Source organism: Deinococcus sp. KSM4-11, assembly GCF_004801415.1.
Classification (GTDB): domain Bacteria; phylum Deinococcota; class Deinococci; order Deinococcales; family Deinococcaceae; genus Deinococcus.
In genome coordinates this window covers 150,254-171,422 of record NZ_SSNX01000002.1, presented here as the reverse complement: position 1 = coordinate 171,422, position 21,169 = coordinate 150,254, and the positions used below count along the sequence as shown (strand labels likewise).

Sequence of the window (21,169 nt, the reverse complement as noted above, 5' to 3'; positions counted from 1 at the left end):
TAAAACAATTTGTAATACACACTGATTGAAAAAACAGAGTATAGTTCGGTAGTGACAGCGCCACGGCGCTGCTCCGAGGAGACCATCATGCTCAAAATTGCCATTATCATCAGCAGCACCCGCGCCACCCGCTTCGCCGACAAGCCCGCCGCGTGGCTCAAGGACATCGTCGCGCAGCGCAGCGATGTCACCTACGACTTCCTCGACCTGCGCGACTTCCCCATGCCCTTCTTCGACGAGGTCGCCTCGAACGCGTGGGCACCCAGCACGAACGAGGTCGCGGTTCGCTGGCAACAGACGGTCGCCCAGTACGACGGCTTCATCATCCTGACGGCCGAGTACAACCACGGCCCGACCGCCGTGCTGAAAAACGCCCTGGACTACGCCTACCCTGAATGGAACAAGAAGCCGGTCGCCTTCGTCGGCTACGGCTCCGTCGGCGCTGCCCGCGCCATCGAGCAGTTGCGCCTGATCGCCGTGGAACTCCAGATGGCCCCCACCCGCACCGGCGTGCACATCCAGGGTGCGGATTTCATGGGCGCGTGGCAGCAGGGCGCGGCCCTGGAGGACATGGCGCACCTGCAGCCCGGCGTGCAGAACATGCTGACCGAACTCGAGTGGTGGGCCACGGCCCTCAAAACCGCCCGCGAGGCCTGAACCCGCGCCCCGATTCCGCCAGGCGGCAGACCGGGTGGTCGGTCGCCTGGCGGAACTGCTTGACCACCCCTGGAGGTTGACGTGCAGATCGGCATCGACAGTTTCGCCGCCGTGGTCTCGGATCCCGTGACCGGCATCACCCTGAGCGCCAGCCAGCGCCTCAAGAACCTGATCGAGGAGATCGTCACGGCAGATCAGGCCGGCGTGGACAGTTTCGGCGTCGGGGAACACCACCGCCAGGAGTACTTGGATTCCGCGCCCAGCGTGATCCTGGCCGCCGCCGCGTCCCGCACCGAGCGCATCCGCCTGACGAGCGCGGTGACGGTGCTCAGCGCGGCCGACCCGGTGCGCGTGTTCCAGGAATTCGCCACGCTTGACCTGCTCTCCGGCGGACGGGCCGAGATCATCGCCGGACGCGGCTCGTTCACCGAAGCCTTCCCCCTCTTCGGGCTGGCCCTCCAGGACTACGATTCGCTGTTCGCCGAGCACCTCGACCTGCTGCTGAAGATCCGCGATGACACCCACGTGCACTGGTCCGGCCAGCACCGCGCGGCCCTGACCGGACAGGGCATCTACCCCCGGCCCGCGCAGGATCGGCTTCCCATCTGGCTGGGCGTGGGCGGCACGCCGCAATCCTTCGTGCGCGCCGGACTGCTGGGCCTGCCGCTGATGGTCGCGATCATCGGTGGGGACATGCGGCAGTTCCGTCCGCTGATCGACCTGTACCGCGAGGCCAGCCGCCGCGCCGGGCATGCCCCAGAGACGCTGAAGGTGGGCGTGCATCTGTTCGGCTTCGTCGCGCCCAGCACCCAGCAGGCCCTGGATCTGTTCTACCCCGGCTACGCGCGGATGCTGGACACCATCGGCCGCGAACGTGGCTGGTCACCGCCCAGCCGGGCGCAGTTCGACGCCTCGACCGGCCCCGGCGGCCCGTACCTGATCGGCGATCCGCAGACCGTCGCCCAGAAGGTGCTCTACGCGAACGACGTCCTGGGGGGAATCGACCGCCTGACCTTCCAGATGACGAACGTGCTGCTGCCCCACGCGGCCATGCTCGACGCCATCACGCTGCTGGGCGCAAACGTCATCCCGCTCGTCCAGCAGGCCCTGGCCGGGCGGACGGCCACCGCGTAGACCGCCCGGAATCCTGGTCTGTCCGTGCTCCCCGCAGCGGTGCTCAGGCCGACGGAGGACTCAGGATCGCCTCGATGCGGGCCAGCTCATCGTCGGTGATCGGCCCGGCCTTCAGGGCGCCTATGGCGTCCGTGATCTGCTCGGGGCGGCTCGCGCCGATCAGGGCGGACGTGATCTCCGGGTGCCGGAGCACCCACGCCAGCGCGAGCTGGGCCAGCGTCTGCCCCCGCGCCTGGGCAATGGCGTTCAGCGCGCGGATCTGCTCGATGCGCTCAGGCGTGACCTGCTCGGCTTTCAGGAAGCCGGTGGCACTCGCCGCGCGGGAGTCGGCGGGAATGCCGTTCAGGTACTTGCTGCTCAGCATGCCCTGCGCCAGCGGACTGAAGACGATGCCGCCCACGCCCTCATCGCGCAGCGCGCCCACCAGGCCGTCGGGTTCCAGCCAGCGGTTGAACATCGAGTAACTCGGCTGGTTCAGCACGAAGGGTGTGCCCAGCTCCCGCAGGATGCCCGCGGCCTCGCGCAGGAGCGCCGCCGGGTAATTGCTGACCGCTGCGTACAGTGCCCGCCCGCTGCGGACGATCTGGTCGAGCGCCCGCATGGTCTCTTCCAGCGGCGTGTTCGGATCGGGCCGGTGGTGGTAGAAGACGTCCACGTAGTCGAGGCCCAGGCGCTTGAGGCTCGCGTCGCACGAGGCGATCAGGTACTTGCGGCTGCCCCAGTCGCCGTACGGGCCGGGCCACATGGTGTACCCGGCCTTGCTGGAAATGATCAGCTCATCCCGGAACGGCGCGAGGTCTTCTCTGAGCAGGCGGCCGAAGGTGGTTTCCGCGCTGCCGGGGGGCGGCCCGTAGTTGTTGGCCAGGTCAAAATGCGTGATGCCGCCGTCGAAGGCCGCGCGCACCATCGCCCGCGCGTTCTCATGGCGGTCGACGCCGCCGAAGTTGTGCCACAGGCCCAGCGAGATGACCGGGAGCTGCAGGCCGCTGCGGCCGGCGCGGCGGTAGGGAAGGGACTCGTAACGCTGGGGGCTGGGATCGTACACCATAAATGAACCTCGGTCAGGAGCGGGGCGGCGGGCGTGCCGCCACTGTAGCGGGTGGGCGCGGCGCTGGGGTTCAGCCCTTGCGCCACGGCCCGCGCCACAGGGGCCCGCTGCCGGGTTCGAGCATCACCTCGTCCTCGTAGCACCACAGCCAGTCCTCGCCGGGCTCCATGCTCTGCACGAGCGGGTGCCGGGCCGCGCGGAAGTGCTTCGAAGCGTGCTTGTTCTTTGAGGAGTCGCAGCAGCCCACGTGGCCACACTCCAGGCAGATCCGCAGGTGAACCCAGGTGTCGCCCGTGTTCAGGCACTCCTCGCAGCCGTGCGCGCTGGGCGTAACCGCTCGGATGGAATTCAGGTGCGTGCAGGCCGGTGAATCCTTGGTCATGCGTTCCTCCCGCCCGGCTCCAGGGCCAGGTACTGGTGAATCAGGGCGATGCTCATGCTGCCCTCGCCCACGCCGGACGCCACGCGCTTGATCGAGCCGCGCCGCACGTCGCCCACCACGAACACGCCCGGCACACTGGTCTCCAGCAGGAACGGATCCCGCTCCAGGGGCCAGGCATTCTGCGGCGCGAGGTCGAGCCCTGAGCACACGTACCCGCGCTCATCGCGCAGCACGGTGCGCCCGAGCCAGTCCGTGCGGGCGTCCGCGCCGATCAGCACGAACAGCGAGTCCGTCTCCACCTGCTCGTCCTCGCCCGTGTCACGGTGGTGCACCGTCAGGCCCTGCAGGTGTGCGTCGCCGCGCAGCGCCGTCACCTCGCAGTGCTCGCAGATGCGGACGTTCGGCCGGACGCGCAGCTGGGCGACCAGGTACTGCGACATGCCCTGCTCGATGCGGTCTGCCCGGATCAGGATGGAGACCCGCGCGGCGTAGTTCGAGAAGAACATGGCCGCCTGCCCGGCCGAATTGCCCCCACCGATCAAGTACACGTCCTTGCCGCGGGTGCCCGGCGCCTCCGTGCGGGCCGCGCCGTACCACAGGCCGCGCCCCACGAAGCGCCCGGCGTCCGGCAGCGGCAGCTTGCGCCACTCCACACCCATCGCCAGCACGACATTCTGGGCCTGCACGCGGTCGCCGCCGTCGAGGACGACCGTGTGCCCGGTCTCGCCCGGCTCCAGGGCCGTCACCTCGCGGGTGATGACGACCTCCGCGCCGAAGCGCCGCGCCTGCCGCAGCGCGCGGGCGCTGAGTTCCGCGCCGGACAGGCCCGTGGGAAACCCCAGGTAGTTCTCGATGCGGCTGCTGGTGCCCGCCTGCCCTCCGGGCGCCTCCTTGTCCAGCAGCAGCGTGCACAGGCCCTCGGACGCGCCGTATACGGCCGCCGCCAGCCCGGCCGGGCCGCCGCCCACGATCACCACGTCGTACTCCGGCAGGTGCGGCTCCACCTGCAGTCCCACCCGGCGCGCCACCTCCTGCACGTCCGGCTGGCGCAGCACCTCCCCACCGGGCAGGATCACGGCGGGCAGCGGGCCGGCCTCCAGCGGCGGCAGGTCGCAGGCCATGACCGGCGACTCCGGATCCAGCCAGCGGAACGCCACCTGGTTGCGCGACAGGAACTCCCGCAACCTGAAACACCGCAGGTCGTCTGCGGAACCGACCAGCAGCGTGGGCACCACCGGGGCGCCGAGCGTGACGCGCTGCAGGTTCCGCACGCGGCGCGTCATGTTCGCCATGACCGTGGCGGCCAGCGCCTCCGAGTGGGCCAGCAGCGCCAGGAAGTCGGGGCCGTCCAGCTGCAGCACGCGCACGGCGCCCGCAGCGCGCAGGTTCACGGTCGCGGACGTGCCGAGCAGCAGGGGCAGTTCCCCGAAGGAGTCGCCGGGGCCGTAGGTGTCCAGCGTCTGAAGCACCCCGCCGACCTCCTTGCTGACGTCCAACTGCCCCTCCAGCAGCACGAAGAACGCGACCGAATCCCCCTCCTGCACCAGGTACTCGCCCGCGTTCAGACGCACGTCTGCCGCTTCGAGCGCCACCGCCTGCAGCGCGGCGTCATCCAGCGAAGCGAACAGCGCCAGCGAGCGCAGCAGTTCCGGCGTGATCACGCGGCGTGACCCCTGGACACCGGGTTCCGGGGCGATCTGGCGTCCTGGTTCTGTGTTCGGTTGCTCACGCGTCCCCTCCGCTCCGACGACCATCTATTGCAGCTGAGCCACTGGCGATGCCCGAGCCGTCCGGGTGCGCCGAGGCCGGTCATCGGCGGCCTGGCACTGGGCTCAGGCGTTGTACGTCGTGCTGGCCGTCTCGCCGCCCCGCCCGGTCCAGTTGGTGTGGTGGAATTCGCCACGCGGGCCGTCCGTACGCTCGTAGGTGTGGGCGCCGAAGTAATCGCGCTGCGCCTGGAGCAGGTTGGCGGGCAGCCGCGCGGCGCGGTACGAGTCGTAGTAAGCGAGGGCGCTGCTGAAAGCCGGCACCGGCACGCCGTGCAGGGCCGCCAGGGCGATCACCTCACGCCACGCCTGCTGGTGCTCACTGATCGCAGCGACAAACGGTGGCGACAGCAGCAGGTTCGGCAGCTCCGCCTGCGCCGCGAAGGCGTCGCTGATGGTGCCGAGCAGCGCGGCGCGGATGATGCAGCCCCCACGCCACATCCGCGCGATGCTGCCGTAATCGAGCGTCCAGCCGGACTCCTGGGCAGTCATGCGCATGAGCTGGAAGCCCTGCGCGTACGCGGCAATCTTGCTGGCGTACAGCGCGCGGCGAACCTGCTCAACCAGCGTGGCGCGGTCCGGGGCGGGCCGCGCGGCGGGGCCGGGCAGCACGGCGCTGGCCGCCACGCGCTCGGTCTTCAGGGCGCTCATGTAGCGGGCGTACACGGCCTGGGTGATGGTCATGGCGGGCGCCCCTGCATCGAGCGCACCCACCGACGTCCACTTGCCCGTGCCCTTCTGTCCGGCGGTATCCAGGATCACGTCCACCAGGGGCTGTCCGGTCACGTCGTCGGTCTTGCCAAGGATGTCGGCCGTGATCTCGATCAGGTAGGAATCGAGTTCCCCGGCGTTCCACTCGCGGAATACGTCTGCCGCCTCGGGGGCGCTCAGGCCCCCCACGTCGCGCAGCAGGTGGTAGGCCTCCGCGATCATCTGCATGTCGGCGTACTCGATCCCGTTGTGCACGGTCTTCACGAAGTGCCCTGCGCCGCCCTCGCCCACCCAGTCGCAGCAGGGCGTTCCGTCGGCGACCTTCGCAGCGATCGCCTGGAAAATGGGCCGGATCTCCGGCCACGCGGCCGGTGAGCCGCCGGGCATGATGCTCGGGCCGGTCAAGGCACCCTCCTCGCCGCCAGACACCCCCGTGCCGACGTACAGCAGGCCATCCTTGGCCAGATCCTGCATGCGCCGCTGCGTGTCGCTGGGATGGCTGTTGCCGCCGTCGATGAGGATGTCGCCGGGTTCCAGCAGGGGACGGAGGTGCTCGATGAACTCCTCGACCGGCCGCCCGGCCTTGACCATCAGCATGACCTTGCGTGGCCGCCGGAGCAGCCCCACCAGTTCCTCCAGGGTGTTCGCCCCGATGATGCTCAGGCCACGCGCGCGGCCCTCGGTGAAGTGACTTACCTTACTGACCGTGCGGTTGAAGGCGGCGACCGTGAAGCCGTGGTTCGCCATGTTCAGGATCAGGTTTTCGCCCATGACGGCCAGCCCGATCACGCCGATATCGGCCTGCGGGAGGGCGGTGGGGTCGGCGGGGATTGGCAGTGTGGTCATGGGAACTCCAGTGGAGGAGAGGGCGGCGCGCCGGGCGGAAACGAGGGCAGCAGGACTCTGACTCTAGCGGCCACTCAGGGCGGTGGCTCAACGTTGTTCAGCCGGGGAGCCGCCGGAGATGGTTCGGACGAGGTCCGCCACGATGTCGTCCAGCGGGGAGCTGATGTCCACGGTCACGGCGTCCTGCGGTTCTTCCAGCGCGGCGAACTGCGAGTCGAGCAGGCTGGGCGGCATGAAATGCGAGCGCGCCCGCATCCGGGCCGCGATCAGGTCGCGGCTGCCCCGCGCGAACACGAGCTGTACCCCCACCACGTTGCCGATCAATGTGCGGCGGTACCGCTCCTTGAGGGCCGAGCAGGCCAGCACCAGCGGCGGGCCGTCCTGCACGTGGTGGGCGATCAGCCGGTGGAGGCCCGCCAGCCACGGCGCGCGGTCGGCGTCGGTGAGTGGCTCCCCACGCGACATCTTCTGCGTGTTCGCGGGCGGGTGGAGGTCGTCGGCGTCGACGAAGGCCCAGTCCAGTCGCGCGGCCAGGGCCGCACCGATGGTGGTCTTCCCGCTGCCGGACACGCCCATGACGATCACGGCGCGCGTCGGCCTGCCGCCGTCCCCGCTCACAGCACCGCCAGGAGGCCGCCGTCCACGTACACCACCTGTCCGTTCACGAAATTGCTCGCCTCCGACGACAGGAACACGGCCGCGCCCACCAGTTCCGAGGGGTCACCCCAGCGGCCTGCCGGCGTGCGCGCCTCGATCCAAGTGGTGAAGGCGGCGTCGGCCAGCAGGGCTTGATTCATCTCGGTGGTGAAATACCCGGGCCCGATCCCGTTGACCTGCACGCCGCCGGCCGCCCACTCGGCACACATGGCGCGCGTCAGCATCTTCAGGCCACCCTTGGCCGCCGTGTACGGCGCAATGGTTTTCCGGCCCAATTCACTCATCAGCGACAGGATGTTCACGACCTTGCCGCTCCCACGCGCCAGCAGGTGCGGCGCGACCTCGCGGGAGACGAGCATGGCGGCCGTCAGGTTGGCTGTCAGCACCTCGTTCCACAGTTCAAGCGTCACGTCTGTCAGCGGCGTGCGGCGCTGGATGCCCGCGTTGTTGATCAGGATGTGCAGCTCACCGCCCGCGAGCACCTGCGCGACGCCCGCGATCACGGCGGCCTCGTCGGTCACGTCGAAGGGCACCGTCTCGACGGCATGACCCTCAGCACGCAGCTGGGTGGCGGCCACGTCCAGCCTGGCCGGATCGCGGCCGTTCAGCACGACCTGCGCGCCGTGCTCCGCCAGCCCACGTGCGAGTGCCAGGCCGATGCCACCGCCGCTGCCGGTGATCAGGGCGCGTTTTCCGGTCAGGTCGAACAGATTCATCGTCAGTATTGTGTCCTACCGGCGGTCAGGCCTGCTCCGGCCGCAGGCCACTCAGTGCCTCGATGTGGCGGATCAGGGCGCTGTGGTCGTCGCCAGCCCGCGCGCCATCATCGCCAGCGGCGTATGCGGCGAACAGCTCGCGGGCGCGGGCCGTCAGGGGCAGAACCGCGCCGACGGTGCGCGCCACGTCCAGCGCGGCGTCCAGATCCTTGATCTGGTAGGCGATGGTGCCGCCGGGGGTAAACCGCTGCTCGACCATGCGCGCGCCGTGTTCGCTCAGGATCCGGCTCTGGCAGAATCCCCCCATGATCGCCTCGCGCACGCGGGCCGGGTCGGCGCCGCCCGCCTTCGCCAGCGTCAGGCCCTCGGCGACCGCGCCGATGGTGACCGCCACGATTACCTGATTGACCAGTTTGCACAGCTGCCCACTCCCAACCGGGCCGACCAGCCTGGGGGTGCCCAGTGCCAACAGCACCGGCCGGGCCTCCTCCAGCAGGGCCTCGGTGCCGCCCACCATGATCGCCAGGGTGCCCTGCTGCGCGCCCGTGATGCCGCCGCTGACGGGGGCGTCCATGAAGCGCAGTCCGCGCGTGGCCGCCTGCGCCCCCAGATCGCGGGCGATGGCCGGATGAACGCTGCTCATGTCGATGAACAGCGTGCCGGGCCGGGCCGCCGCAAAGACCCCGCCGCGGATCAGCACGTCCGTGACGACGCCGCCGTTCGGCAGCATGGTCAAGACGATGTCGGCGTCCCGCGCGGCCTGGGCGGGGCTGTCGGCCCGTGTGGCGCCCAGGGCGTCCAGCGCGTCCAGCGACGGGGCTGAGCGGTTCGACACGGTCAGCGGCAGGCCCGCGTCGAGCAGGCGTCCGGCCATCGGCCGACCCATCAGGCCCGTGCCGATCAGCGCCACCCTTGGCCGTGTCGTCATGGCCGTCCTTCGCGGCGCCTCAGAAAGCGTTGCCCTTCACGCTGACCGCGACGCGGTACAGGCTGGTCGTCGCGGCAATGTACAGATAGGCCTCGGTGTGGCTGAAGGTCAGGTTGCCGATCACCTCGGGCACCGGCACCACGCCCAGCCGGCGGCCATCCGGCGCGTAGACCTGCACGCCGCCGCCACTGCTCGACCAGACGTTGCCGTACTCGTCGACGCGGATGCCGTCGGGCAGGCCGGGATCAACGACGGCGAAGGATCGACCTGCGCCGACCGTGTCACCGGCCAGGGGATACGCACGGATGTGGTGGTGTCCCTCCGGATCGTGGCTCCGGCTGGTATCGGTGACATACAGCGTCCGGGCATCCGGACTGAGGGCCAGGCCGTTCGGGCGGATCATGTCCGTGATCTTCGCCGTGACCTCGCCAGTGGACGGGTCGAGGCGGTACACGAAGCAGCCCGGCTGCTCCTGCTCGCCGCCGTAGCCCTCGTGCGGCTGGATCAATCCGTAGGGCGGATCCGTGAACCACACGGCTCCGTCTGGCGCGACGATGATGTCGTTGGGACTGTTCAGGCGCCGGCCCTCATGGTGCGTGGCGATGGCCTGCCACGACTGCCCCTGGTCGGTCGACTTCAGGACGGCCCGTTCACCATGCGAGCAGGCATACAGCGCCCCCGAGGCGTCGCGGGTGTGCCCGTTGTGAAAGTGAGCGGGGTGCAGGAACACGGCCTGACCGCGTTCCGGGTGCCACGACAGCACGCGGTTGCCGGGAATGTCGCTCCACAAGACGCTGCCGTCGTCCTGGCACACCGGCCCTTCCGTCCACGTCCCGCCCGCCGCGAGGTGCTCCAGGCGGGCGTGTGCGGGTATCAGCGCCTCCAGGCCAGGAAAGGGATGTTCCGTCGTCACAGGGGTCATGTGCCGTCCATTGTCACTCCTCCGGAGGGGCAGGAGCCGGCGCGCGATCCCGCACGGCCTTCACGCCAGCGTGCCCTCGACGTGCTGCCGGAAGGTGTCGAGGATGGCCTGCCAGCCCGCACGCTGCATCTCGACCGGGTTCTGCCCCTCGGGCTCGAAGGTCTCCGTGACGCGGGTTCGGTGGGCTCCCTGCGCCTCGAAGACGACCTGCATGGTGCGGCCATCGCCGAGGCGCGATTCGATCCGCTCATGCGGTACGACGGCCGTGTGCTCACCGCCGAACTCGAATTCAAAACTGCCGTCCCGAGCCGCCATGGTCGACGAGAACAGGCCGCCCGGCCGCAGGTCGTTGCTCGCCTTCGGGCAGTGCCAGTCCGGGCTCGCCTGGTTCCACTGGGTGATGTGCTCCGGCGCTGTCCACGCCGTCCATACGGCGTCCAGCGGGGCGTCGATGTCCGTCGTGACCGTGATTGCTCCGCTCATGTTCCCTCCTGACTGGATCCACCCGATGTCCGCCCCAGCCTGAGCCCATCGGTCTGGCCAGAGGCCGCCCCAGTCATCAATGGAGCCGACGTCAAGCGGATCCGATGTCGGCACAGACAGGATCGGGAAGGTGCTCCAATCCTGCCACCGGCACGCGGTTCCGGCAACCCTCATGGGTTCGCGAGCGCGCTTCGCTCAGGGTCGCCAGTGCGCGTGCAGGAACGCCATCCGCTCCCCACCGTGCACGTTCTCTCCGCCCTCATGGCGGTTGAACTCGTACACCCGGATGTCCTTCTGGCCCGCGTAGGCGTTGAAGGCCGCGTACACGGTACTGGGCGGACAGATGTCGTCCATCAGGCCCACCGAGAACAGGGCCGAGGCCTGGGCGCGCGCGGCAAAATGCACGCCGTCGAAGTACGCGAGGACACTGAAGACGTCCTCCACGCGTCCCTTGTGGGTCTTGAGGTAATTGACGATCTCGCCGTAGGGGTAGCTGTCCACGATCCGGGTCGCGCGGTCGTAGTGGCACAGGAACGGCACGTCCGGCAGGCACAGCTGCACGTCGGTCAGGCCCGCGGCCGCAAGCGCGATGCCGCCGCCCTGGCTGCCGCCCGCCACGGCGATGCGGGAGGCGTCGATCTCCGCATGCGAACGGGCGGTCTCCACGGCCCGCACGGCGTCCGTGAACACCCGGCGGTAGTAGTACGTCTCGCGCGACTGGATTCCCCGCGTCATGAAGCCGGGAATCTGCGGCCCGGCACCCGGCGCGTCGTCCGGGGTGTCGCCCTGCCGCCACACGCTGCCCTGCCCGCGCGTGTCCATCAGCAGGTGCGCGTAGCCGAGGCTGGCGTAGCTCAGGTGATCGGTGGCCAGGCCGCGCCCGCCGCCATAGCCGATAAATTCCACCACACACGGCAGCGGGGCGGAACGTGCGCGCGGCAGGGTCAACCAGCCCTTCACCGGCTGCCCATCCCACCCGGCAAAGGTGACGTCGAACACGTCCACCGTGACGTACGGCGTGTCGACGGCGGTAAAGGTCGCCTGCAGATCGTGCGTGCGCGCTTCGGTCAGCGTGGCCGACCAGAAGCTGTCGAAGTCGGTCGGAGCGCGGCCGGGCGCGCGGTAGGTGCGGAGTTGCTCGAGGGGTAGGTCGAAGAGTGCCATGAATTCTCCTGTGGATCGGCCGGTGGTCGCGCGTAGTGGACGTGTGGCCGTCCGGTGACGTGAGTGGTGGGACGCCGCGTCAAGTATGCCGCCCCCATCGGGGGCACCCGGCATCCACCCACGGGTTCACCTGGAACTTTTCACTCCTGGGCAGGCTCCAAGGGGTGGAGACGGAACACGCTCCCGGAGGTTTCCCATGAAGACTGCGCTGCTGCCGGCCCTGACCCTCGCCCTCGTGCTGAGCGCGTGCACCACGTCGAGTCCGCCCGTCACGGCCAGCGAGCCGGCCCCCCTGGCGGACATGGCCACCCAGACCGAGGTGGGCGGCGCCGTGGCCAGCGACGTCGAACAGACCCTCGGCAGCCTCAGCGACGTGGGCGTGGGCCCCCTGGCATCGTGCCGCGCGCCGGACGCCGCGAGCAGTGCCCTGGACGCCGGCGGCAGGCCCGTGGATTCAGACGCGGACGGTGTGCCCGACCACGTGACCTGGGTCTACACCGCCTGCATGCGGGGCGGCGCCAGCGTGAACGGTCGCGCGCTGCTCAGCGACCCCAGCGCCGACGTGGCCCTGGCCGGGAGCTTCGTCGACACGGCGCAGAACCTGACGCTGGCCTACACCCGCGCGGACGGCACCACCCGCACGGCCGTCCGCACCGGCACCAGCAGCGGGACGCTCCGGAACCGCACGGACCTGACCATCGTGCGAACGATCGACGAGACGGTCAGCGACAGCGCCCACCCGACCCGCCAGGCGACCTGGAAGAACCTCGTGACAGTCCAGTTCACGGCCGCCACCGGGCAGACCATCGACCGCCGCAGCGCCCTCCCGGCGGGTACCGTTACCGTGAACGGCCCCCGTGAGTGGCACATCACCAGCGGCGGCAGGCAGGTCGACCGGTACCTGCAGATCACGACGACCACCCCCATCGCCTACGATCCCACCTGCACCACGAAGGCCGAGCGCATCTTCGGCACCTCACATGCCCGCAGTGGCGCCTTTGACGTGCAGGTGTACAGCGAGGCCGCGCATACCACCCTGCTGAAGACCGTCACCGTGACGTACACGGACTGCGCGCCCAGCATCAGCGCCTCCTGAGCGGCCCAGGCTGCCAGCCAGCACCATGGAGCATCCGGGGACGGGCCTTGACCGGGCAGAGGTGAGGCGGCGGCCAGGACGTGTCACGACTCACGGGAGTGGGAGCACGTACCTACCCCTGTGCCGGCAGATCCTGAATGGCCTTTTGACACCGGGCACGGTGGAGGGTACGCTCGTCGGACTCGACTGGCTGAATTGTTCTGACGCAGACGCCTTTTCCACAGCGCGCCCCTGGCGCCGGAGCCCGATGACCCACGCCACTGCCGCCCGCCACGCCCTCACCGATTGGACCGTCCAGGCCCTGCCAGACGCCGCCGCTCCCCTGTCCCCGCACGCCCCCACGATGCCCCTGGCGGCCAGTGTGCCCGGCACGGTGCACCTCGACCTGCTCCGGCACGGCGTCATCCCCGACCCGTACGACGGCCTGAACGAGCTGGACGTGCAGTGGGTGGGGGAGACCGTCTGGGCGTACGACGCCACCTTCGACCTGAGTCCGGAACAGCTCGCTGCGCCACACCTCGACCTGTGCCTGGACGGCCTGGATACGCTCTGCACCGTCATCCTGAACGGCCAGGTGATCCTGACCACCGACAACATGTTCATTCCCTGGCGCGTCGACCTTCGCCGGCACGCGCAGCCCGGCGTGAACACCCTCGTCCTGCGCTTCGATCCCGCCCTGGCCCACGGCCGCGCCCTGGAGGCCGAACACGGCCGGCGGGCCGTGTGGAACGGCGATCCCAGCCGCGTGTATGTCCGCAAGGCGCAATACCACTACGGCTGGGACTGGGGACCGACCCTGCTCACGGCCGGGCCGTGGAAAGACGTCTTCGTACACGCCTACGCCCTTCGTCTCGATGCTGTCCGTACCGCGTTCACCGTCAGCGACGACCTGGGACAGGCCACGCTGACGGTAGAGGCGTCTCCAGTGGGTACGTTGCAGCCCGGCGATACCGTCGAGGTGGAACTCAAGGATTCGCGGGGCGAGCGGGTCGGTCACCTGAGCCTTCCCGCCAGCGCCGCGCGCGGCAGCATCGTCCTCCCTGCCCCCGAGCTGTGGTGGCCGCGCGGGTATGGCGACCAGCCGCTCTACACCGTGTCCGTGTCGCTCCAGCGGGGGAACACCGTCTTCGACCAACTGGACCGCCGGGTGGGGGCGCGGCACCTGCGGCTCGCGCAGGAACCGGTGGCCGGCGAGTCCGGCACCAGCTTCACCTTCGTCGTGAACGGCGTTCCCATCTTCGCGGGTGGAGCGAACTGGATTCCTGAAGACCTGCTGCTGAACCGCGTGAGCGCGGCCCAGTACCGGACGCGCCTGCAGCAGGCGGCCGACGCGCACATGGTCATGATCCGCGTGTGGGGCGGCGGCCTGTACGAATCCGACGTCTTCTACGACATCTGCGATGAACTGGGGTTGCTCGTGTGGCAGGACTTCCTGTTCGCCTGCGGCATGTACCCCGCGTACCCCGCGATGCTCGAGTCCGTGCGGGACGAAGCGCGGGCGGCCGTGACGCGCCTGCGGCACCACGCCTGCCTGGCCCTGTGGTGCGGCAACAACGAGGACTACCAGATCGCCGAATCCGTGGGCGCCAGCGGTTCAGGCGCTGAGCCCGGCTCCTTCGACGCCCTGACCATCTACGAGCACCTGCTGCCCGAGGTGGTCGCCGCCCTCAACCCGGAAGTGCCGTACTGGCCCGGCAGTCCCAGCGGCGGCGTCCGGTCGTCCGATCCCACGGTGGGTGACCGGCACACCTGGGAGGTCTGGCACGGCAACATGGCCCCCCACCGCGATTACGGCCGATACGAGGGCCGGTTCGTCAGCGAGTTCGGCATGCAGTCGCCGCCCAGCCGGCACACCATCGAGACCTTCACCCGTCCCGGGAACCGCGCTGCACACAGCCGCGTATTCGAGCACCACAACAAGGCCGCCGATCCGCTGGGCCGCGCCGATGGACAGCGCCGGATCGCCGTGTACCTCTCGGACGCCTTCCAGCCCGCCCGCAGCTTCGAGGAGTACGTGTACCAGGCGCGGGTGGTGCAGGCCGACGCGATGGTCAGCGCATACCGTGCGTTCCGGGGCCGCTGGGGCCAGGACGGTGCGCGGGCAGTGTCGGGCGCGCTGGTGTGGCAACTCAACGATTGCTGGCCGGTCACGAGCTGGGCGATCATCGACTCCAGCGGTGTGCCCAAACCCGCGTATTACGCGATCAAGCGGGAACTCGCGCCGCTGGCCGTGCAGGCGCGCCGGGATGGACTGACCGTCCAGGCCTGGGTGGTCAGCTCGCTTCTCGAGGACGCCCCGGTGGAGCTCAGGCTGGACGTCTACACCCTGGGCGGGGATCACCTGACGGGCCGGGTGACGTCCATGCTGGCCGCCGCGAACGCGGTGACGGCGCTGCCAGATGAGGCCAGTTCGCCGGACACCGTGGTCATCCTGCGCCTCGTGCGGGGGGACATGGAGCTCAGCCGCGCGGCGCTGTGGCCCGAGCCACTCAAGTACTACGATCTCCCCGATCCGGGGCTGCGCGCGACCCGGCAGGGTCGTACCGTCACCATCGAGACCACCCGGCCCGCCCACGCGGTCTGGGTGGACGCCGGCCCGGTCAGGCTCAGTGACAACCACCTCGACCTGCGGCCCGGCGAGCGCGTCACGCTGACCCTGGACGGTGATCTGGATGGGGGCGACCTCTGCGTACAGGCCGTCGGTGGGACGCCCGTACAGGCCCTGTCCGCTCCGACGGGCACCGATGGGTCGACGGTACGATGAACCGGGCACGCGTCCGGTCATGACGCGACTGAAAACGGTCATTCATTGATCATGGTGCGGCGTCTACGGTGCAGGCATGACCATACGAACTGCCCGGAGCGCCCCCGCCATCCCGCCGTCTGCGCCCAGCGTGGGCAGCTTCGAGACCCTGCACCAGACTCTGAAGGTGCTGTGGGCCGACCCCGGTGTGCAACAGACGGTCGCTGGCGCGGGCGGCGTGAACAGTGCGATCCGTGACCTCCTCGAACAGCATCCGGAACTGGAGCTGCTGCCCCTGGAACTGCTCGCCGATGAACTCATGCCAGTTGCTGGCGCCCGGACGCCCTGGCACACCTGTATGTGACGGCGCCGTGTCAGCCGGCACCACGCGCTTCGGCCGGCCCGCCGTATGAACCGTGGTCAAGTGCGGTCACGCGCCGCGCCGCATGGATTTAGGCTTGGGCATGCCAGAACGTCGGATCAGTTCGGAGGGCCCGAAGCGGGCGCGCGCCGAGTTCGAGGCGGCCGCGTGGACGCTGTGCGACCTCGCTCGGGATCCCCGCTGCCCGCGGCTGCCGGACGACGCGTGGGACGCCCTGCTGCATGGGCAGCGAACGTCCGACGAGGAGGAATTGAGCCGGTACGCCAGGATCCTGCGCGTTCACCTGAGTCGCCTCGGCATGCCCCCAGCCCACCACTGACGGCACGGCACTAGAGGTCGCCCGAGAGGGCCGGTACTCACGGAACCGCGGTCAGGCCGACGGCGCCAGCTGATAGCGTTTCGACCGCCACGACCACTCCAGGATGCCACCCACCCGGATCTGTTGCAGCTGCACGTAGCGGGCCAGCTGGACGTTGATCTCCGGCCCCAGATCCGGCAGGTGCTGTTCGACATCGATCAGCCGTTCCAGTTCCTGGTGGTACATAGCGGCGGCCGCCTCCAGGGCGTCCTGCAGGCCCAGGCCCCGTTCCTGGCGCAGCACGAGCACCAGATTGTGGACGTCCCCGCCCTGCAACTCCTTCTCGAGCGAGATGATGTCGTTCGACCAGCACACGGCGCGGTTGGCATGCACGGTGAGTGCCTGGACGGTCGGGTGCGCATGCACCTCACCGGGCAGGTGCAGGTCGTCGACGAGACTCAGGAAGGCCTCGTCGATCGCCAGTCCGGCCGTCAGGGGCCGCATGCGGACGTACTCGTCCAGGATCGGCACCACGCCCCTGGCGCGGTTGTCCGCTTCCCAGGCCAGGGAGCTGAAGTACGCGGTGACGTGGGCTGCGACCTCGTCCAGCCACGCGTCGCTGCCCGCGTCACGGAAGCGTCGGCTCAGGTCGGACATCGCCCAGGCGAGCGGTTCATCGTCGGGCACCGGGGCGTGGCCTTTCAGGGCGGCCAGCAGGCGGGCGGTCAGGGCGCGCAGGCGCGCCGGATCCTTCCCGATGCCCGACGCGTCGCAGCGGTCGTCGTGCAGGAACATCACGCAGTACCAGTCGGCCATCAGGCGCAGCGCGTCGGCGGCGGCCGTGGGGTGCAGGGCGGCGGCGAGCTGCGCGAAGGTGCCCGAGAAGTGCACGCGGGACACGTCGTCCTGCGGCCCCAGGTCGAAGGTGGACAGCCAGCGGCTGGTCGCCTGGGCGATGTCGTGGTGCGGGGCGGGCGCGAGCACCGGGAAGGGGTTGAGCAGCGGCGGCACCCGCAGCGGCGTGTCCACCTTCACCAGCGAACCTTCCACCCGGTTCTTGCCCGCCGCCTTGGCGCTGTACAGGGCGGCATCGGCGCGCGCGAGCAAATCCTCGGCGGTCTCCTGATCGCGGTAGGCGGCCACGCCGAAACTCGCGGTGACCCTACCTGGCCCCGGCATGGGATGCTGTTCCAGGGCCACACGCAGCCGCTCGGTAAGGGCCAGCGCGTAGGGCAGGTCGATCTGCACGGCCAGGATCAGGAATTCCTCCCCGCCCCAGCGGCCCAGCAGGTCGGTGCCGCGCACCTCGCGCTGCATCACGGCCGAGGTCTGCCGCAGCACCTCGTCACCGACCGCGTGGCCGTACGCGTCGTTCACAGCCTTGAAATCGTCAAGATCGAACATGATCACGCACCAGGGCGTGCCGTAGCGCTGGCTGCGCAGCACCTCGTGACTGAGCTGCAACTCCAGTTGCCGCCGGTTGCTCGTGCTGGTCAGGGGATCCAGGTGGGCCAGGCGGTGCAGGTCGCCCACCTGATCCTGGAGGGCCAGCACCTGGTTTTTCAGGGTGGACAGCAGGTACAGCAGGGTCAGGATAATGCCCTCGGCCAGGTGGAATTCGAGCAGGCGCACGGCCGGCATGCCGCCGATCCACACGCCGTAGGCGCCGATCAGCAGACTCAGGACGGACACGGTCACCGAGCGGATCAGCGCGCTGCGTGGGCTTTCGATCAGGAAGGCCAGCACGTACACGAACGGTGTCCAGATGAACACCTCGACCAGCGCCGTATCGGGCGGCACGCCACGGTCGACGACGGCCGAGGCGTATTTGGCCAGGAAGATCAGCACCGCCAGGACGTAGAAGCCGCGTTCGATCCAGCGCAGCGGCAGGCGCTGGCTGATCAGACCCAGCAGCAGCAACAGCGTGCCCAGGGCGAGCACCGGCAGGGCCAGGCCGTTGAAGGTCGGATCAGGCTGCTCGGCGCTGAGTCCCCAGGTCACGCAGGCGGCCAGCAGCGTGACCGGCAGGATCAGCAGGTAGGCGCGGCGGCGCAGCAGGCTCAGAGAGCCGACATCGGCAGGAACCCGAGGAGGATCTGAGGCTCGCACGTGCGTGGAGAATACCAGCCGGGGCGGCCACCGGCAGCACCATGAACCGCGCGCCGCGCCGGTTCAGGGCTGGGAGGCGTGCTTGTGGACGCCGGACCCCGCCAGGGCGGCCAGCCGCGCGGGCCAGTCGTGGATGAACCGCTCGAAGTCCACGGCGTCCAGGCCGGGCGCGATCAGCCAGCCCTGGTGCAGGTCGCAGCCCACCTCCCGCAGGGCGTCCGCCTGCGCCTGGAGTTCCACGCCTTCGGCCACCACGGTGATGTCCAGCGCGTGCGCGAGTTGCAGCGTGGCGCGCATGATCGATCGGCTCTCCCAGCCTTCCCGCGAGGCCTCCCCGATGTCCTGAATGAAGGCGCGATCGATCTTCAGCTCGTCGACCGGCAGGGTGCGCAGGCTGTGTAGGGTGGAGTACCCGGTGCCGAAATCGTCGATGGAGATCCGGACGCCCTCGTCCCGCAGGGACTGGAGCATGGCGCGGGCGGACGCGGGGTTGTCGATCAGGCCCGTCTCGGTGACCTCCAGCACCAGGCGGTGTGGATCCAGGCCGCTGAGCTGCAGGGCGCGGTGCACGTGCCCGGCGAACCGCGCGTCCTGCAACTGGGTACTGGACACGTTCACGCTGATCGTCAGGTGATCGCTGGCCCAGCGGGCGACCTCGCGGCAGGCGGTTTCCAGCACCCACTCGCCCAGTTGCCCCATCAGGCCGGTGAGCTCCGCCACCGGAATGAACTGATCCGGCGTCACAACCCCCAGGGTCGGGTTCGTCCACCGGAGCAGCGCTTCGGCGCCGTACAGCTCGCCCGTGATCGAACTCACCTGCGGCTGGTACACCAGACGGAACTCGCGGCGGGGCAGGGCCTGACGCATCGCCGTTTCCAGGGTCAGTGCCTGGAAGCCGGAACGTTTGACGGGTTCAAACACCTGGGAGAAGCGCTGCTGCCGTTTGGCCTGGTACATGGCGGCGTCGGCCTGCTGGTGTAGCGCCTCGGAATCGCGGGCGGTGTCCGGCGCCACACTCCAGCCCACGGACGCCTGCAGGAGCAGCGGAATTCCATTGCCGAGGTCGAAGGGCTCGTCGAAGAGGGCCTTCAGGTGGTCGATCACGTCCGGCAGCCGGGAGGGGTCGCCCAGCAGCAGGGCGAACTCGTCGCCGCCCATGCGGGCCAGCGCCAGCACCGGGTGGCGTGCGGTGACCGTTTCCAGGCGGCGGGCCAGGTGCCGCAGCAACTCGTCACCGGTGACATGGCCCAGGCCGTCGTTCACGTGCTTGAAACGGTCGAGGTCGATCAGGCCCAGGGCCAGTTGCCCGCCGCTCCGCCGGATCCGTTCCAGCTCGGTGTCGAGGTGGGTGCTGAAGGTCCAGCGGTTCATCAGTCCGGTCAGCGGATCGGTGTAGGCCAGCTGTTCCACCTGCCGGCGCTGCACGTCGCGTTCGAGCAGCAGCGCCAGGGCCGCCGCGCGCAGTTGCAGCAATTCGGTCAGGCCGTCTGGCGCGTCGGCCAGGGTGTCGTGGGCCGCGAACAGGACGCCGAGGATCAGCCCGTCCCGGTCGTACAGGGGCAGCTCGACGGTGCTGCGCACGCCCAGCCGCTCGATCTGCGCGTCGTCCAGCTGCCCGCGCAGCCGGGCCTGCAGGTCGTTGAACACCAGGGGCTGCCCACTGCGCTCGGGGTCGCGGCGGTGCCACAGGGCCCGCAGCGTCTCGGGTTCCGTGTCCTTCAGGGTGTCGCGCAGGGTGGGCAGCACCTCCCCCTGCACCCGCAACCGCCCGGCATCGGCGTACACCACGGCGGTCTTCCAGCCCGGATACCACAGCGTCACGCCGCCCAGCAACACGTCGAGGCTCACCTCCAGCGGCCGGCCCCGCAGGGCCAGCAGGTTCGCCTCGGCCAGCCGGAGTTGCAGATCCTGCGCGCGGTGGCGATCCGTCACGACCCGCAGGTCGACGGCCCAATGGGTGCAGGTGCCGGACGCGTCCAGGATGGGACTGGCCGTGAGTTCCAGCCACTCGCGCAGGTCCGGCAGGAACAGCATGTACGTTCCGCCGCCCTGGGGACTGCTGCCCTGGCGGGTCAATTTGCCGCGCAGTTCCAGGATGGCCTCCACATCCCGGGCCTGGAAGGGCCAGCGGGTCAGGGGGGTGTCGCTGTCCACGGTCATGCCGTGCCGCTGCAACAGGGCGTAGAAGGCCGGGTTGCCGAACTCCAGCGTCAGGTACGCGTCGCCCGGACTGGCGTTGATGACCATCAGCGCGTCCAGCGAGGTGTCCACCATCGTCTCCAGCAAGGTCAGTCGCTGGGTCTGGGCCAAGGACTGGGTGATGTCGGCCCCGAACCCGATCATGACGTCCAGCGCGCCGTCCGGACGGTAGACCGGCGTGTAGGCCCGGCGCAGTACGCGGTGCCCGGCCGACGTGGGGAACAGTTCCTCCCAGTGCACGGTCGCGCGCGTGCTGAGCGCCTGACGGAAGTGCTCCTCCCGCCGATCGGCCAGGCGTTGGGGGTGCCCGCGCCAGCCCACGTACTCCCGATCCGTCCGGCCGATGATGCCTGCCCGGATCTCGGGATCGCGGATGGCGGCCGGATTGGTGTACAGGTACCGTCCGTCGGCACCGAGCACGGCCAGTTCGGTAGGGAGGTTGTCGAGCACCTGCCGGGCGAACGAGTCCTCCCGCTGGAGTTCCTGAATGGGCCGCACAGTCAGTGACGCCACAGCCTGCCCGCCGGGCAGCGTCAGCCGCACGCCGCGCAGATCGCAGGGCAGGAGCGTGCCATCTCCGGTGCCAAGCTCGTAACTCCGCTCATGGGGAATGGTTCCGCCGAGCGTGAAGGCCGTCAGGATGTCGCGGGCCGCGCTGCGCTGCTGTGGCGGGTGGAGGTCGGTGAAGGAGCGGCCCACCAGGGCCGGGGAACTTAGGTGCAACAGGTCTTGCAGGGCTGGCGTGACCGCCAGGATCTCCAGTGTGGCCGCGTCCACGATGACGAGTGAATCCGGACTGCTCCCCATGGTGTCGAGAACGGCCGCACGCGCCGCCAGGATCGCCTCCTCGACCGGCTGGACCATACCGACGAGTGTACCGGTCACGGCCCGCCGACAGTGACCGGTTTCCGACTTCATCCAGCGTTCA

Annotated in this window: 18 protein-coding genes; 6 read left to right on the top strand and 12 right to left on the bottom strand. The window is 69.6% G+C overall.

From position 1 onward, the window contains the following. Positions 1-87 precede the first annotated feature (87 nt). Positions 88-657: an NADPH-dependent FMN reductase gene (locus E7T09_RS07950; protein ID WP_136388654.1), complete on the top strand. Its 570-nt coding sequence runs from the start codon at positions 88-90 to the stop codon at positions 655-657. A gap of 81 nt (positions 658-738) precedes the next feature. After that, positions 739-1,791, top strand: coding sequence for an LLM class flavin-dependent oxidoreductase (locus E7T09_RS07945; RefSeq protein ID WP_136388653.1), 1,053 nt, complete (start codon positions 739-741; stop codon positions 1,789-1,791). A gap of 43 nt (positions 1,792-1,834) precedes the next feature. Here the strand turns inward: E7T09_RS07945 and E7T09_RS07940 are convergent, their stop codons facing one another. The 10 genes from E7T09_RS07940 to E7T09_RS07895 all read right to left on the bottom strand — a co-directional run bounded on the left by E7T09_RS07940 (position 1,835) and on the right by E7T09_RS07895 (position 11,414). After that, positions 1,835-2,839: an aldo/keto reductase gene (locus tag E7T09_RS07940; protein WP_136388652.1), complete on the bottom strand. Its 1,005-nt coding sequence runs from the start codon at positions 2,837-2,839 to the stop codon at positions 1,835-1,837. Positions 2,840-2,909: 70 nt separating this feature from the next. Then, positions 2,910-3,221 (bottom strand): UBP-type zinc finger domain-containing protein, encoded by a 312-nt coding sequence (locus E7T09_RS07935; protein WP_136388651.1) that lies wholly within the window; start codon positions 3,219-3,221, stop codon positions 2,910-2,912. Further along, positions 3,218-4,882 (bottom strand): FAD-dependent oxidoreductase, encoded by a 1,665-nt coding sequence (locus E7T09_RS07930; RefSeq protein WP_136388650.1) that lies wholly within the window; start codon positions 4,880-4,882, stop codon positions 3,218-3,220. The genes E7T09_RS07935 and E7T09_RS07930 overlap by 4 nt, the downstream gene beginning before the upstream one ends. A gap of 171 nt (positions 4,883-5,053) precedes the next feature. After that, positions 5,054-6,544 (bottom strand): decarboxylating NADP(+)-dependent phosphogluconate dehydrogenase, encoded by a 1,491-nt coding sequence (gene gnd / locus E7T09_RS07925; RefSeq protein ID WP_136388649.1) that lies wholly within the window; start codon positions 6,542-6,544, stop codon positions 5,054-5,056. An 87-nt stretch (positions 6,545-6,631) separates the two neighbouring features. Further along, on the bottom strand, positions 6,632-7,162 hold the full coding sequence (locus E7T09_RS07920) for a gluconokinase (RefSeq protein WP_205746960.1): 531 nt from the start codon (positions 7,160-7,162) through the stop codon (positions 6,632-6,634). Continuing rightward, entirely contained in the window at positions 7,159-7,917 is a 759-nt protein-coding gene (locus E7T09_RS07915; protein ID WP_205746959.1) for an SDR family oxidoreductase, read from the bottom strand. Before E7T09_RS07915 ends, E7T09_RS07920 begins: the two co-directional genes overlap by 4 nt. A gap of 25 nt (positions 7,918-7,942) precedes the next feature. Further along, positions 7,943-8,845, bottom strand: coding sequence for an NAD(P)-dependent oxidoreductase (locus E7T09_RS07910; protein ID WP_136388647.1), 903 nt, complete (start codon positions 8,843-8,845; stop codon positions 7,943-7,945). A 19-nt stretch (positions 8,846-8,864) separates the two neighbouring features. Further along, positions 8,865-9,767, bottom strand: coding sequence for an SMP-30/gluconolactonase/LRE family protein (locus tag E7T09_RS07905; RefSeq protein WP_136388646.1), 903 nt, complete (start codon positions 9,765-9,767; stop codon positions 8,865-8,867). Positions 9,768-9,827: 60 nt separating this feature from the next. After that, positions 9,828-10,250 (bottom strand): SRPBCC family protein, encoded by a 423-nt coding sequence (locus E7T09_RS07900; protein ID WP_136388645.1) that lies wholly within the window; start codon positions 10,248-10,250, stop codon positions 9,828-9,830. Between the two features lie 195 nt (positions 10,251-10,445). Next, positions 10,446-11,414 carry an acetylxylan esterase gene (locus E7T09_RS07895; RefSeq protein ID WP_136388644.1) on the bottom strand — a complete coding sequence of 323 codons (969 nt, stop codon included), beginning with the start codon at positions 11,412-11,414 and terminating at the stop codon, positions 10,446-10,448. A 196-nt stretch (positions 11,415-11,610) separates the two neighbouring features. Here E7T09_RS07895 and E7T09_RS07890 point away from each other — a divergent pair, with 196 nt between their 5' ends. The 4 genes from E7T09_RS07890 (at position 11,611) to E7T09_RS07875 (ending at position 15,954) form a co-directional block, all read left to right on the top strand. Then, complete coding sequence (locus E7T09_RS07890; protein ID WP_136388643.1) at positions 11,611-12,510, top strand: hypothetical protein; 900 nt, start codon at positions 11,611-11,613, stop codon at positions 12,508-12,510. A 247-nt stretch (positions 12,511-12,757) separates the two neighbouring features. Next, positions 12,758-15,274 (top strand): glycoside hydrolase family 2 protein, encoded by a 2,517-nt coding sequence (locus E7T09_RS07885; RefSeq protein WP_136388642.1) that lies wholly within the window; start codon positions 12,758-12,760, stop codon positions 15,272-15,274. 76 nt (positions 15,275-15,350) lie between these two features. Next, positions 15,351-15,617 carry a hypothetical protein gene (locus E7T09_RS07880; RefSeq protein WP_136388641.1) on the top strand — a complete coding sequence of 89 codons (267 nt, stop codon included), beginning with the start codon at positions 15,351-15,353 and terminating at the stop codon, positions 15,615-15,617. A gap of 100 nt (positions 15,618-15,717) precedes the next feature. After that, on the top strand, positions 15,718-15,954 hold the full coding sequence (locus tag E7T09_RS07875; protein WP_136388640.1) for a hypothetical protein: 237 nt from the start codon (positions 15,718-15,720) through the stop codon (positions 15,952-15,954). Positions 15,955-16,005: 51 nt separating this feature from the next. On the opposite strand, the gene E7T09_RS07870 is transcribed toward E7T09_RS07875, so the two are convergent. Together E7T09_RS07870 and E7T09_RS07865 are read right to left on the bottom strand one after the other, a co-directional pair. Further along, positions 16,006-18,042: a diguanylate cyclase gene (locus tag E7T09_RS07870; RefSeq protein WP_136388639.1), complete on the bottom strand. Its 2,037-nt coding sequence runs from the start codon at positions 18,040-18,042 to the stop codon at positions 16,006-16,008. 63 nt (positions 18,043-18,105) lie between these two features. After that, entirely contained in the window at positions 18,106-21,105 is a 3,000-nt protein-coding gene (locus E7T09_RS07865) for an EAL domain-containing protein (protein ID WP_168734754.1), read from the bottom strand. Between the last annotated feature and the right edge of the window lie 64 nt (positions 21,106-21,169).